This window comes from Tabrizicola sp. (genome assembly GCF_016792905.1).
Taxonomy (GTDB): Bacteria; Pseudomonadota; Alphaproteobacteria; order Rhodobacterales; family Rhodobacteraceae; genus Tabrizicola.
Map to the genome: position 1 here is coordinate 1 of NZ_JAEULP010000014.1, position 13,537 is coordinate 13,537.

Here is a 13,537-nt window from a genome sequence, read left to right on the forward strand (position 1 = left end):
CCACATCGCCAAACTCATGAACGACCGCCCCCGCAAAACCCTCGGATGGAAAACCCCCACCCAAGCCCTCGCCGAAGAAATCGCTCTCGCCGCCAAAAGTGTTGCAGTTGGAACTTGAGTTAACCAAGTCTGAACGTCCGCAAGCAACATATTGAAATCGTTGACTCGAATTTTCTGTCCACCGTGGACAGATCAGGCGACGATCTCGCGCGGGACGATGAAGTCGACCGCCACTCCCTGGCCGAAGCCCACCTGCCCCCAGTCCTCGATGTCGAAATCGACGACCAGCGTCGCCCCGGTCGGATAGCGGGCGAATTCCGGGTTCGCGGGCGGGTGCGCCACCAGCCGGTCGGCGAATTCCGAGATGCCGGGGTTGTGCCCGATCATCATCACCACATCGGCCGTCGCGTGGCGCAGCACCGCCATCATCACATCCGGCCCGGCATGGTAGAGCGCCGGCTTCAACTCCAGCACCGGCGTCCCAGGCAGGGCGGGCGCGATGCTGGAGAAGGTCTTCCGGGTCCGCAGCGCATCCGAACACAGGACCTCGCCGGGAATGTAGTCGCGGCTCGCCAGCCACTGCCCCAGGTCCGCCGCCGCTGCCTTGCCGCGGTCGTTCAGGGGACGGTCATGATCGGGGGTCATCGGGTCGTCCCAGGAGGATTTCGCATGCCGCGTCAGGATCAACCGCTTCATCTGTGGAACTGCCCCATGTGATAGGCCGACTGTTCCGGCAGTCTTGCATAGCTTTGCGACACCGGGCAAGCGCGGCGCACGAGGCAGCCGCCGGACAGGCAGTCCGCCCCCTCCGGCTGGTCCAGGAAGGCATGGCAGCGGGGCACGTCATACCCCGCCCCGCTGATCGCCCCCGCCGGGCAGGCGGTCAGGCAGGGCGCGGCGCAGGCATCGCAGGGTTTCGTCCCCGGAGGCGGCACCGCCACCGCCTCCTTCAGCGCCAGCGCGGCGCGGAAGCTGGCCATCAGCCCCTGCCCGGCGTGGACCAGCAACCGGACCGGGCTGTCCCAGACCCGCCCCGTCCGCAGGGCCCACTGATAGAACGGATGGTACGGCGGCCCGCCGAAGGGAAACAGCGCCTTTGCCCCAAGGTCGCAGGCGATCCGCCCGATCACCCGCCGGGACCAGCGGTCCACCGGGTCGGGCGCGCCGTCCCATTCCGGCTGGCTGGTCAGATGACCCCAGAACCCCGGCTCCTTCGGTCCGAGCATGAGCAGGGTCCGGGTCCCCGGGGGAAAGCCCGCCTCAGCCTCCGACACGGCGAAGCCACCCAGGACCTCGAGCTGATCTTCGGCAAGCCGCGCGGCAAGTTCCTCAGCGCCGGACATGCGGTTTCACCCGCGGAGCGGTCGACCGGATCTGGCTCCCCGCGCCATGGTCGGTGAACAGCTCCAGCAGGCACGCATTCGGCACCTTGCCGTCCAGGATCGTCACCGCCCGCGTCCCCTCGTCGATGGCCATCAGCGCGGTCTCGGTCTTCGGGATCATCCCGCCCGAGATCACGCCATCCTTGGTCATCTGGCGAATCTCCTCGGGCGTGATGTTGGTCATCACCTCGCCCGCGGCATTCTTCACCCCCGGCACGTCGGTCAAGAGGAGAAGCCGGTCGGCCTTCAACGCCCCCGCAATCGCCCCCGCCGCCGTGTCGCCGTTGACGTTGAAGGTCTCGTTGTCCTTCATCCCCGTCGCGACCGGAGCCACCACCGGAATGATCCCCGCATTGTAGAGGTCGCGCAGCACCTGCACGTTCATCTCGATGGGTCGGCCGACATAGCCAAGTTCCGGATCGTCCGCCTCACAGACCATCAGGTCGTCGTCCTTGCCGGAAATCCCGACCGCGCGGCCGCCGGCATCCATGATCGCCTGGACGATCCGCTTGTTCACAAGGCCCGAGAGGATCATCTCGACCACCTCGACCGTGGCCTTGTCCGTCACCCGCTTGCCGCGGACGAATTCCGACTTGATTCCAAGCTTTTGCAGCATCTCGTTGATCATCGGCCCGCCGCCATGGACCACCACCGGATGCACGCCGACCTGTTTCATCAGCACGATGTCGCGGGCGAACTCGGCCATCGCCGCATCGTCGCCCATCGCGTTGCCGCCGAACTTGACCACCACCACTGCACCCTCGAAGCGCTGGAGATAGGGGAGCGCCTCGGACAGCATCTTGGCGGTGGTCTTGGCGTCTTCCACGGTCAGGGTCTGCTGCTTCATCGGGGCCTCCATGCTTTCGCGCCGCATAAGCCTTTTCCGCCCCCCTGCCAAGCCTTGCCTTCCCCCTCCGCATGCGTAGCTTGGCAGGCGAAGGAGACCCCCGATGCCCCAACAAAAGACCCTTGTCCTGACAGGCGCCAGCAGGGGGATCGGCCACGCCACAGTCAAGCGCTTTTCCGCCGAGGGCTGGCGCGTCCTGACCTGTTCGCGCCAACCCTTCGACCCCCGCTGCCCCTGGCCCGATGCCGAGAAAAACCACATCGAGATCGACCTCGCCGACCCGAACAAGACCATCGCCGCCATCGAGACGATCAAGGCCAAGGTCGGCGGCAAGGTCGACGCGCTGGTCAACAACGCGGGGATCAGCCCGAAGGGACCCGGTGGCGCGCGGCTCAACACCATCGACACCGACCTGCGCACCTGGGGGCATGTGTTCCACGTCAACTTCTTCGCCAGCGTCATCCTCGCCCGTGGCCTCAAGGACGAACTCACCGCCGCGAAGGGCAGCATCGTCAACGTGACCTCCATCGCGGGCGCGCGGGTGCATCCCTTTGCCGGGGCGGCCTATGCCACCTCGAAGGCCGCGCTAGCCGCCCTGACGCGGGAAATGGCCCATGATTTCGGACCCCTCGGCGTTCGGGTCAATGCCATCGCGCCGGGAGAGGTGGAGACCTCGATCCTGTCGCCCGGCACCGACAAGATCGTGGAGAAACTGCCGATGCAGCGCCTGGGCCAGCCAAGGGAAGTGGCGGACGTCATCTGGTTCCTCTGTTCGGACCAGTCGAGCTACATTTCCGGCGCCGAGATCGAGGTCAACGGCGCGCAGCATGTCTAGGGGCCGAAATCGCCCACCCTTGCGATGCGATAGGGGGCAAGACCGCCGGTCCGGGCGGCAATATCCTCGGGCGTCAGGACATTGCTGACAACAAGAATGGCGGCCACTTCCCCGGGGTCGATGGGCGCGAGCGTGAACAGTTCGGGGCGAAAACTGCCCGGCGCGGATGCGGCGGCAAGCCGGGTCAGGAAATCCTCGCCAAAGACGATGGTGCCGTCGAAATCCGTGCGTTTCAACGAGGCGCCAGTGAAGTCCGCGTCAAGGATCACCGTGTCGCGGAAGGTCGCGACCGATAGGTCGGCGCTGCTGAAATTGACCCCGTCCAGAAGCGCACCGTCGAAGCTGGCCGCAGTCAGAGCCGCGCCCGAGAAATCGCTGCCGGTGATCGTCGCCAGCGCGAAGTCCGCGCCCGACATCCGGGTGATCGCCAGCGCGCTCTGCGGCGGCAGGGGCGGCAGGACCTGATCCGGCGACAGGGCGGCAAACCGCGTCCGGCTGATGTTGGCCCGCCGGAAGCGCGCGTTTTCCAGGATCGCCGAGCCGAAGTCGCATTCCACCAGGTAGCTGCCCGAGAAATCGGCATAGGAGAGCCGCGCCTGCTGCGCCGTGATCAGCGACAGGTCGGTGGCCTTCAACATCGCATGGTCCAGCGTCAGCCCGGCGAAGGTGAACAGTTCCAGGTTCCGCAACCCGCTGGAGACCATGACCCGCAGCAGTTGCCCGCGTTCCGGGCTTGCCGGGCGGTCGACGAGGTAGGTGCCCTCGGGTCGGTCGCTCCAGCCGAAAAGCGCCTCAAGCTGCGGATAGCTGTCGCCCAGATCATCGCGCCTCCGTTGCAGCGCGAGGCGCAGACCGTCGGAGGTGTCCTCCTCGTGCAACCCGGTATCGAGGAATCGGTAAGGCATCAGTGCACGCGAGATCGACACGATGCGCAGGAACAGGCTGCGGTCGAGGTCGGTCGACGGGTCGAGCACGTTGAACGGGTTCGTCAGCCCCTTGCCATGCACCCGGTCGACGACCTTTCCCAGTTCGGCGGCGATGTCGGTGATCTCGACCGCAAGGGCCGCGTTCCGTTCTGCCTCGGCCAGTTGCACGTCGGTCTGGATCAGCTGGGTCTGTTCCTGGATGCGGACGTTCTGCTCGCGCAAAAGGTCGGTCTGCGCCGCGATCAACTGGTTCTGCTTGAACAGGAGCGCGGTCCCCGCCAGCGCCGCCATGGCCGCGATCAGCGCCGTCAGCGCGGCGATGATCCAGCGGCGGGTGGTGATCCAGGCGTAACGCGCCAGCACCATCGCCACCAGGTCGCGTGCCGCCATCGTCGCCCCGCCCGGATCACGGTCGATGGCCCGGTCGGCGATGCGGGCCAGCGGATCGGCGATCTGCTCCAGCGCAACCTCGGCATGGCCGAACAAGCGGCTCAGGATCGTCTTGCGCAGCGCAAAGATCAGGATGCCGAGGATCAGCACGACCATCAGCGCCGACAGGAAGACCGACAGGATCAGCCCGGCGCTGTCCTCCAGAAACCCGGTCGCGGTGAAGGCCCCGAGGATGCCCGCAGCCAGTCCGAAGCCGAAGAACAGCATCCCCATGCCGCCGGGCAGCAGGCTGCCGCCCTTATCTGCCCCGCCCCTGCCAGGGTCCGGCTGGCTTTCCGGCATCGTCATTGGCCCATCCCGCGCCAGTTCCCCGGCCTGTCCCACCGGATTGACGATGACAAAGCGCGCCCGTTATGGCAATCGGCTTGGCACGCTCCGGGGGACGCCCATGCTTGACGAAACCGACGACATCCACCCGCTCTTCCACGGCGCGCCGAAGGGGCTGGAGTTCCGCAAACTGCGGAAGCGCCTGGTGCAGCAGGTGCGCGACGCCATTGACACCTACGGCATGGCGCGGGCAGGCGACCGCTGGCTGATCTGCCTGTCGGGCGGCAAGGACAGCTACACATTGCTTGCCGTCCTGCACGAGCTGAAATGGCGCGGCCTTCTGCCGGTGGACCTCCTGGCCTGCAACCTCGACCAGGGCCAGCCGGGCTTTCCGGCGACCGTGCTGCCCGAGTTCCTGACCCGGATGGGGGTCGACCACCGGATCGAGTACCAGGACACCTATTCGATCGTCATCGACAAGATCAAGCCGGGCGGCACCATGTGTTCGCTCTGTTCCCGGCTGCGGCGGGGGAACCTATACCGGATCGCCCGGGAGGAAGGCTGCTCGACCGTGGTTCTGGGCCACCACCGCGACGACATTCTTGAAACCTTCTTCATGAACCTGTTCCACGGCGGACGGCTGGCCTCGATGCCGCCGCGGCTTCTGAACGAGGACGGCGATCTGTTCGTCGCCCGGCCCTTGGCCTTCGTCTCCGAGGAAGACTGCGGGAAGTTCGCGGGGGGCATGGGCTATCCGATCATCCCCTGCGACCTTTGCGGCAGCCAGGAGGGGTTGCAGCGGGCGCAGGTGAAGAAGCTTCTGGACGAGTGGGAGACACGGACGCCAGGTCGGCGGCAGGTGATGTTCCGGTCGCTGATGAACGTGCGCCCCTCGCATCTGGCGGACACGACGCTGTTTGATTTTGCCGGGCTTGCAGTCGCCATGGCAGAAACCGAAAATTCTATGCAACTTTCGGGCGAGCATTAAGGAACCGATCATGAACATCCACCTAGCCTGACCCAGGAACGGCGGGCAGTCTCCCGTCGACGGGGGGACGGTGTCATGATCTTTTCGCTTGCCGGATTGACGGCTCATCCGCGACAGGGTGTGGCAATGCTGCCGGTCGCGGGGCTCCTGGCCTATTGGGCGGGAGGCGAGCTTGGCCTCACCGCGCTGGCGGCGGCGTTGCCCTTGGCGATGCTCGCGCACGGGCCGCGCAGACTGCAAGGACAGCCCAAGGCGATGTCCGATCAGGTGAGCGCCCGGCTGGACGCAACGCTGGCCGACATCAGCGCCCGGGGCGGTGTGACCGGCTGCCTCGTCATCCAGTTCGACGATCTGGCGCAGCTTTGTGACCGGCTGGGCCGCGCGCGCCAATCCGAGGCGCTTGCCGCCTGCGTGGCCCGTCTGCGCGGGGCAATGCGGCCGGGCGACGTGCTTTACACGCTGGAGGACGGCAGCATTGCCGTCGCCCTGTCACGCGTGCCGCTGCTTGACCTGGATATCATGGTACGGATTGCCGCACGGCTGCACCTGGTGGTGCAACAGCCGACGATGCTGGCCCAGGGACCGCTGCAACTGACCTGCTCCATCGGCTTCTGCCACTCGCTTCAGCTTGCCCGCCCGACCGGCCGCGCGCTTCTGGACGCGGCCCAGATCGCGGGGGATGAGGCCTCCCGGTATCGCCCCGGTGCCATCCGTGGCTATTCGGCCGACCTTGCCCGCGCCCGCGCGGATCGCGACGCGCTTCGCGCCGGGTTCGCCGATGCCGTCGACCGCGGCGAGATCCGCGCCTGGTTCCAGCCGCAGCTTTCCACCGACAGCGGCGAAGTGACGGGGATCGAGGCACTGGTGCGCTGGCACCACCCCGACCGCGGCATCCTGCTGCCAGGCGCCTTTCTTCCCGCCATTTCCGGGTCGGAGCTGATGGAGCTCCTGGGCCAGACCGTGCTGACCCAGGCGCTCGCCACACTGGCCGAGCTTGATCGCAGGGGTCTGCGGGTGCCGACGGTCGCAGTGAACTTTTCGGCGCAGGAACTGCGGGATCCGCAGCTGCCCGAAAGGCTGGGCTGGACGCTGGACCGGTTCCATCTGGCCCCGTCCCGGCTGACTGTCGAAGTGCTGGAATCGGTTGTGGCAGGCGATGGGGACGAGATCATCGCGTCGAACATCGACCGAATCGCCGCGATGGGCTGTGGCGTCGATCTTGACGATTTCGGCACCGGCAATGCCTCGATCACCGCGATCCGACGCTTTGCCCCGAACCGGCTGAAGATTGACCGCAGCTTTGTGCGCGAGGTCGATCAGAACCGTGACCAGCAGATGCTGGTCACGGCCATCCTGTCGCTGGCCGAGCGCCTGGGGCTCGAAACGCTGGCCGAGGGGGTGGAAACCCAGGCCGAGCACGCACTTCTGGCGCAACTCGGCTGCGGGCACGTCCAGGGCTATGTCATCGCGCGCCCGATGCCGGTCGATGAACTCGCGACCTGGTTGGTCGCGCAGCGCGAAAACCACGCCCGGGCCCTGCGCATAGGTGTGAACACCCGTTGAGCAAGCGACTGCGCCCGGCGCAATGCGCAGCGGGCATGCCACGCCCGATCATCCCGGGAATTGATCGCCGGGTCCTGTCACTTCCGGGCGAAACCGCTTGACCTTTGCCCGCCCCTGTCGTTGAAGCACCGCTGATCCGATGACCCGCATGGTGGCTTGCGCATGGAAGAGCAGAACAACAAGAACCTGATCCTGGCGATGGTCCTCAGCGCCGTGGTGATGATCGTCTGGTTCATCTTCTTCCCGCCGCCGGAACCCGCGGCCGACCCGGCAACCGCCGCCCGGACCGGAACCGAAACTGTCGCTCCTGCCCCGGCCGAGACGGTCGCGGCCACGGGCACCGTCCAGACCGAAACCGCCTCCGCTGTCGCCGATGCCCCGCGTCTGGACATCGACACGCCGAAACTGTCCGGCAGCATCTCGCTGGCAGGCGCGCGGATCGACGACCTGTCGCTCAAGACCTACCGCGAGACGCTGGACCCCACTTCGCCCGAAGTGCGCCTCCTGTCGCCCGTGGGCGAGGAACATCCCTATTACGCGTTGATGGGCTGGACCCCCGCTGCCGGAACCACGGCGGCCGACCTGCCCGACGCCCATACGCTCTGGACCGTTGCCAGCGGCGGCCCGCTCGCCCCCGGCAAGCCGGTCGTGCTCCGCTGGGACAACGGCAAGGGGCTGAGCTTCAGCCGCGAGATCGCGGTGGACGAGAACTTCCTGTTCACCGTGACCGACAGCGTGAAGAACGCCGGCACCGCCCCGGTCGCGATGTCCCCCTATGGCGTGATCGCGCGGCACGGCCTGCCCAAGATGCAGAGCATCTTCGTGGTTCATGAAGGCATGGTCCGCAGTGCCGACGGCAAGCTGGAAGAGACGCGCTACAAGGACATCGTCAAGTTGGACCAGGTTCCGGGCGAACAGGCCGCGGCCGAGCTGGTTTCGGCGGAAAGTGCGGGCTGGATCGGCTTCACCGACCATTACTGGATGACCGTCCTCGTGCCCGAGCAGGGCAAGCCCTTCACCGAAGTGACCAAGCACGTCGCAGCGAACGACATCTACCAGACCGAGATCCGCCAGCCTGTCCTGACCGTCGCACCGGGTGCCGAGATCACCAACCGGGTGCAGCTTTTTGCCGGGGCGAAGGAATGGGCGACGATCCGGGCCTATGAGAACTCGGGCACGATCCCCGACTTCATCAATTCGATCGACTGGGGCTGGTACTTCTTCCTCACGAAGCCGATCTTCGCCGTCCTGCACTGGCTGCACGGCTTCATCGGCAACATGGGCCTGTCGATCATCGCGCTCACCTTCTTCCTGAAGTTCCTGGTCCTGCCACTGGCCTACAAGTCCTATGTCTCGATGGCGCGGATGAAGGAACTGCAACCCGAGATGGAGGCGCTGAAGGAACGCGCGGGCGAGGACAAGCAGAAGCTGCAACGCGAGATGATGCAGCTCTACAAGGACAAGAAGGTGAACCCCGCCGCGGGTTGCCTGCCGATCCTGATCCAGATCCCGATCTTCTTCAGTCTCTACAAGGTGATCTTCGTCACCATCGAACTGCGCCACGCCCCGTTCTTCGGCTGGCTGAAGGACCTGTCGGCGCCCGACCCGTCGTCGCTCTTCAACGCCTTCGGGCTTCTGCCCTGGGACGCGCCCGTGCAGGGCACCGTGCTGCACCTGATCTTCATCGGCATCCTGCCGATCCTTCTGGGCATCACGATGTGGCTGCAACAGAAGCTGAACCCCGCCCCGACCGATCCGGTCCAGGCCTCGATCTTCGCCTGGATGCCCTGGGTCTTCATGTTCATGCTGGGCGGCTTCGCCTCGGGCCTGGTGGTCTACTGGATCACCAACAACACGATCACCTTCGTGCAGCAGTACCTGATCATGTGGAGCCACGGGAAACGCCCTGACATCTTCGGCAACATCCGCTCGGCCAAGGCGGCGCAGGTCGAGGCGAAAGCCCAGCCAAAGCCCGCAAACTCGGCAGCGCCACCGACGAAGAAGTCCGGCAAGAAATGACGATCCGGCTGGCCCAGATCTGCCGGTACCCGATCAAGGCCTACGGACGCGAGATGCTCGCGTCCGTTCGTCTTTCTGCCGGTCAGGGCCTGCCGTTTGACCGGGAATGGGCCGTCGCGCATGAAGCGGCGAAGCTGGTGCCCGGCTGGAACCCCTGCATGAACTTCACCCGCGGCGCCAAGGCGCCAGCGCTGATGGCCGTGACGGCGCGGCTGGACGAGGCGGCGCGGCGCGTCACGCTTGCGCATCCGGAGGCAGGCGAGATCACGGTCGCCCCCGACGCAGTCGAGGATCAGGCGCGGCTTCTGGCCTGGGCGGATCCGCTGATCCCCCCCGGGCGCGCGCGCCCCGCTTCTGTCGTCCGTGCCGGGGTGGCGATGACCGACAGCGACTATCCTACGGTTTCGGTGCTGTCCCTCGCGTCGCTCCGGGCGCTTTCCGAGCGGATGGGGATGGACCTGTCGATCCATCGCTGGCGGGCGAACCTCTGGCTGGACGGCGCGGAACCCTGGGCGGAATGGGACTGGATCGGCAAGCGGTTCAGCGTCGGTGATGCTATCCTTGAAGTGGTGGAGAGGATCACCCGCTGCACCGCAACGACCGTTGATCCAGAGACGGGCAAGGTTGACGGAAACACGCTCTCGGCGCTGGAAACCGGCTACGGCCACCAGGACTTCGGCATCTATGCCCGCGTTGTGGAAGCTGGCACTATCGCGCTGAACGATGCGGTGCTGCCATGCAACTGACCTTTACCCTTGCCCCCGAACCCGACGACTGGTCCCGCGAGGCCGGCAGGCTTCTGTTCGCCGGACCCGTGACCTTCGTAAAGGGCGTCGTCGCCATGCCGGGCCTGCCGCCCGCGGATCGACCGGAGGTCTGCTTCGCGGGCCGCTCGAACGTCGGCAAGTCCAGCCTGATCAACGCCCTGACCGGCCGCAAGACCCTCGCCCGCGCCTCGAACACCCCGGGCCGCACGCAGGAGATCAACTATTTCGCCCTCGGCGAGCACCGCTATCTCGTCGACCTGCCGGGCTATGGCTATGCCGAAGCGCCGGTTGCGGTGGTGGCGAAGTGGCAGGCGCTTCTGAAGCAGTACCTCTCGGGCCGGGCCACCCTGCGCCGGGCCTTCGTGCTGATCGACGCGCGGCACGGGATCAAGGCGGTTGACGAGGAGATCCTGACGCTCCTCGACCGCTCGGCCGTGACCTTCCAGGCGGTGCTGACCAAGGTCGACAAGATCAACCGCACCGAACGCGCCGCGGTGATCGAGCAGGTCAAGGGCGCACTGGCCAAGCATGCGGCGGCCTATCCGGAGATCGTGGTGACAAGCTCGGAGAAGGGCGAAGGGATCGAGACCCTGCGCGCGCTGATCGCCACGATGGAGTGACCCTACCGCCGCGCGTCGTGCTCGGGGTCGGCCCCCGGCACCGGGTCATAGCCATGACCGCCCCAGGGATGGCAGCGGCAGATGCGATGGGCGGCAAGGTAGCCGCCCTTCAGCGCACCATGCCTCTCCAGCGCCTCCAGCGCATAGGCCGAGCAGGTGGGCTGGTAGCGGCAGCCGTGCCCGACCCAAGGAGACAACAGCAGGCGGTAGGCCCGGACCGGCAGCGCGACCAGTTGCGCCAGCGGCGTCATGCGCGCCCCCGGTGGACCGCGGCGAGCGCCTGTTGAAGATCGGCGCAGAGGTCGCCATAGGGGCGCGAGACGGTGGCATCGGGCCGGGCGACAAGCACATAGTCCCATCCCGCTTGCGCGCGCGGCGCCAGCACCTCTCGGGCCAGCGCGCGCAGTCGGCGCTTGGCGCGGTTGCGCAGGACGGCATTGCCGATCTTCTTCGACGCGGTGAACCCGACGCGGATCGCAGGGTCGCCATCCGTGCGATCCCGCGCCTGCAGAAGGAACCCCCCGGTCCCCTGCCGCCGGGCCGAGGCGGCCTTCAGGAAAGCGGCGCGCTTCTGCAGCACGCAAAGCGAAACCGCCGGAGAGCCAGCGGGCACTTCGGCGGCGATGCCTTGGCCCTGGGTCTCCGGCGGTGTCATGTCACAACCCCTGTCGCGCGCCCCGAAAGGCGCGAGATCAATCAGGCGGTCAGCTTGTGACGGCCCTTGGCGCGGCGGGCAGCCAGCACAAGACGGCCATTCTTGGTGGCCATGCGCGCACGGAAGCCGTGACGGCGCTTGCGAACCAGGTTCGACGGTTGAAAGGTGCGCTTCATCGCGGCTCTCCATAACACTTGGCCCGAACCCCGGACGGATTCGAGGGCCCGTAACTTGAAGCCCGTCCTTTACGGGCGGTTCTCTCCCAAGTCAACGCAAGCTTGGCGGATTTCCTGCAACATTTCCACCGCGACCAAAAGGAACCTTGCCCGCCCGGACAGGAACCCCGGGTGTACCGTCCTGCGACGGGGTCGAACCGCCATCTGCCCGGGCGCGCGACCTGGAGGCGCTTCGCCAGACCCGGGAGCCCCCCAAGATCGGCTTGTGGTCGGCTTGACGCTGCAAGAGGTTTCCAAATGCGTGGCGCGCGCCTATTTTAGCGCGACGATGAACGAACATCCCGCGTGCAGACGCCTCGTGCGGCTTGGCCAGCGCCGGGTTCCCTGAAGCCGGTCAAGGAAGATTCGGGTGACCGAAAGACGCAAGAGCTTTCTGAACACGCTTTCGGGGCGCTTCCTGATCCTGACCGCAGTCTTCGTGATGCTGGCCGAAGTGCTGATCTTCGTGCCCTCCATCGCCCGGTTCCGGGCCGATTTCATGCTGACCCGGCTGAAGCAGGCCCAGATCGCCGCGCTGACCCAGCTTGCCGCCGAGGATATGGTCTCGCCCGAGCTGGAGGCCGAACTCTTGGCCAATGCCGAAGTCTACAACGTCGTCCTGCGCCGCAACGAGGTGCGCCAGCTGGTGCTGTCCTCGCCCATTCCCGAAGAGATCCACGCGACCTACGACCTGCGGATGGCAGGCCCCTGGGAGCTGATCCGCGATGCCTTCACCTGCCTTCTCGACCCGGTGGACCGCGTGGTGCGGGTGATCGGCTATCCGGTGCAGGATGCGGGCACGCTGATCGAAGTGACGATGGACACCAAGCCCATGCGCGAGGCGATGATCGACTACGGCCTGCGCATCCTCGCGCTGTCGGCGCTGATCTCGGTGGTCACCGCATTCCTCTTGTTTCTTGCGGTGCGGCGCCTGCTGGTCCTGCCGATCCGCCGGGTCGTGCGACACATGCAGACCTATGCCGAAGCGCCCGAGGATGCCCGGCGCGTCATCGAGCCCACCGCCGATGTCGAGGAACTGCGCATCGCCGAGGAAGCCCTGCAGTCGATGCAGACCCAATTGACCGGCGCGCTTCGTCAGAAGGAACGGCTGGCCCAGCTTGGCGGCGCGGTGGCGAAGATCAGCCACGACCTGCGCAACATCCTGACGACCGCGCAGCTTTTCGCCGACCGTCTGGAAGGCAGCGCCGACCCTGCCGTGGCGCGGTCTGCCCCGAAGCTGATCGCATCGATCAGCCGGGCAGTGAGCCTGTGTGAATCGACGCTCGCCTTCGGCAAGGCCGAGGAACCGCCGCCGCAGCTGCGCCGTGTGAACCTGGCAAAGCTGGTCGGCGAGGTTTTCGAGGGCGAGGGCCTTGGGGCCGAGACCGCGATCACCTGCCTGACTGACGTGCCCCCTGGCCTGATGATCCGCGCGGACGGTGAACAACTCTACCGGATCCTGTCCAACCTGATCCGCAATGCACGCCAGGCGATCGAGGCCACGTCCCAGCCCGGGACCATCGAGGTATCTGCCGGCGAGGACGAACAGGAATGGTGGATTCGGGTCGGCGACACCGGCCCCGGCCTGCCGCCCAAGGCCCGCGAACATCTGTTCGCAGCCTTCCAGGGCGGCGCGCGCAAGGGCGGCACCGGGCTCGGCCTGGCCATCGCCTCGGAACTGGTGCGCGGTCACGGCGGCAGGCTGGAGCTGGCTCGCACCGATGCAGAAGGCACGGAATTCGCTATTCATCTGCCGAAGGGCACGGCAGACCCAGCGGGGTGATTTCGCCCTTGCATTGCCCGCCGCGCAAGGATACATCGCCCGGCATTGCGGACCCGTAGCTCAGCTGGATAGAGCATCAGACTACGAATCTGAGGGTCGGGCGTTCGAATCGCTCCGGGTCCGCCATTTATCCCTACAAGTTGGCTACTTGACAGGATACCCGGCGTCAGCGCCGGTCAGCTCGATAGCCGACAGGGCGACATGCTGGCAGCGCGATCAA

14 protein-coding genes and 1 tRNA gene are annotated in these 13,537 nt (G+C 66.4%); 8 read left to right on the plus strand and 7 right to left on the minus strand.

The window, feature by feature from the left end; genetic code table 11:
* Positions 1–192: 192 nt before the first annotated feature.
* From JNL31_RS01805 to argB, 3 genes are read right to left on the minus strand one after another with little or no spacing between them, the layout of a single operon-like run.
* Positions 193–696: a histidine phosphatase family protein gene (locus JNL31_RS01805; RefSeq protein WP_294969108.1), complete on the minus strand. Its 504-nt coding sequence runs from the start codon at positions 694–696 to the stop codon at positions 193–195.
* Positions 693–1,343: a ferredoxin gene (locus JNL31_RS01810; RefSeq protein WP_294969110.1), complete on the minus strand. Its 651-nt coding sequence runs from the start codon at positions 1,341–1,343 to the stop codon at positions 693–695. Before JNL31_RS01810 ends, JNL31_RS01805 begins: the two co-directional genes overlap by 4 nt.
* Positions 1,330–2,229, minus strand: coding sequence for an acetylglutamate kinase (gene argB, locus JNL31_RS01815; RefSeq protein ID WP_294969113.1), 900 nt, complete (start codon positions 2,227–2,229; stop codon positions 1,330–1,332). The genes JNL31_RS01810 and argB overlap by 14 nt, the downstream gene beginning before the upstream one ends.
* A gap of 103 nt (positions 2,230–2,332) precedes the next feature.
* Here argB and JNL31_RS01820 point away from each other — a divergent pair, with 103 nt between their 5' ends.
* Positions 2,333–3,064, plus strand: a complete 732-nt coding sequence (locus tag JNL31_RS01820) for an SDR family oxidoreductase (RefSeq protein ID WP_294969116.1) — start codon at positions 2,333–2,335, stop codon at positions 3,062–3,064.
* Here JNL31_RS01820 and JNL31_RS01825 read toward each other — a convergent pair.
* Positions 3,061–4,764 carry a pentapeptide repeat-containing protein gene (locus JNL31_RS01825; RefSeq protein ID WP_294969119.1) on the minus strand — a complete coding sequence of 568 codons (1,704 nt, stop codon included), beginning with the start codon at positions 4,762–4,764 and terminating at the stop codon, positions 3,061–3,063. The two genes, JNL31_RS01820 and JNL31_RS01825, sit on opposite strands and share 4 nt — an antisense overlap.
* 64 nt (positions 4,765–4,828) lie before the next feature.
* Here JNL31_RS01825 and ttcA point away from each other — a divergent pair, with 64 nt between their 5' ends.
* The 5 genes from ttcA (at position 4,829) to yihA (ending at position 10,664) form a co-directional block, all read left to right on the plus strand.
* Positions 4,829–5,695, plus strand: coding sequence for a tRNA 2-thiocytidine(32) synthetase TtcA (ttcA, locus tag JNL31_RS01830; protein WP_294969122.1), 867 nt, complete (start codon positions 4,829–4,831; stop codon positions 5,693–5,695).
* A 75-nt stretch (positions 5,696–5,770) separates the two neighbouring features.
* A complete protein-coding gene (locus JNL31_RS01835) occupies positions 5,771–7,258 on the plus strand; it encodes a bifunctional diguanylate cyclase/phosphodiesterase (protein WP_294969125.1) in 1,488 nt (495 codons plus the stop codon).
* 162 nt (positions 7,259–7,420) lie between these two features.
* The gene (gene yidC, locus JNL31_RS01840; RefSeq protein ID WP_294969128.1) at positions 7,421–9,277 is read left to right on the plus strand and encodes a membrane protein insertase YidC; all 1,857 of its coding nucleotides are present in this window, start codon (positions 7,421–7,423) and stop codon (positions 9,275–9,277) included.
* Positions 9,274–10,023, plus strand: coding sequence for an MOSC domain-containing protein (locus JNL31_RS01845; RefSeq protein WP_294969131.1), 750 nt, complete (start codon positions 9,274–9,276; stop codon positions 10,021–10,023). Before yidC ends, JNL31_RS01845 begins: the two co-directional genes overlap by 4 nt.
* Positions 10,014–10,664, plus strand: a complete 651-nt coding sequence (gene yihA / locus JNL31_RS01850) for a ribosome biogenesis GTP-binding protein YihA/YsxC (protein WP_294969134.1) — start codon at positions 10,014–10,016, stop codon at positions 10,662–10,664. Before JNL31_RS01845 ends, yihA begins: the two co-directional genes overlap by 10 nt.
* A gap of 2 nt (positions 10,665–10,666) precedes the next feature.
* Here yihA and yidD read toward each other — a convergent pair whose 3' ends face one another.
* From yidD to rpmH, 3 genes are read right to left on the minus strand one after another with little or no spacing between them, the layout of a single operon-like run.
* Entirely contained in the window at positions 10,667–10,915 is a 249-nt protein-coding gene (gene yidD, locus JNL31_RS01855) for a membrane protein insertion efficiency factor YidD (protein ID WP_294969138.1), read from the minus strand.
* The gene (gene rnpA, locus JNL31_RS01860) at positions 10,912–11,319 is read right to left on the minus strand and encodes a ribonuclease P protein component (RefSeq protein ID WP_294969141.1); all 408 of its coding nucleotides are present in this window, start codon (positions 11,317–11,319) and stop codon (positions 10,912–10,914) included. Before rnpA ends, yidD begins: the two co-directional genes overlap by 4 nt.
* A 41-nt stretch (positions 11,320–11,360) precedes the next feature.
* A complete protein-coding gene (gene rpmH / locus JNL31_RS01865) occupies positions 11,361–11,495 on the minus strand; it encodes a 50S ribosomal protein L34 (protein WP_103259146.1) in 135 nt (44 codons plus the stop codon).
* A 481-nt stretch (positions 11,496–11,976) separates the two neighbouring features.
* Here rpmH and JNL31_RS01870 point away from each other — a divergent pair, with 481 nt between their 5' ends.
* Entirely contained in the window at positions 11,977–13,317 is a 1,341-nt protein-coding gene (locus tag JNL31_RS01870; protein ID WP_294969145.1) for a HAMP domain-containing sensor histidine kinase, read from the plus strand.
* Between the two features lie 49 nt (positions 13,318–13,366).
* Positions 13,367–13,443 (plus strand) — tRNA-Arg (locus tag JNL31_RS01875).
* Positions 13,444–13,537 lie beyond the last annotated feature (94 nt).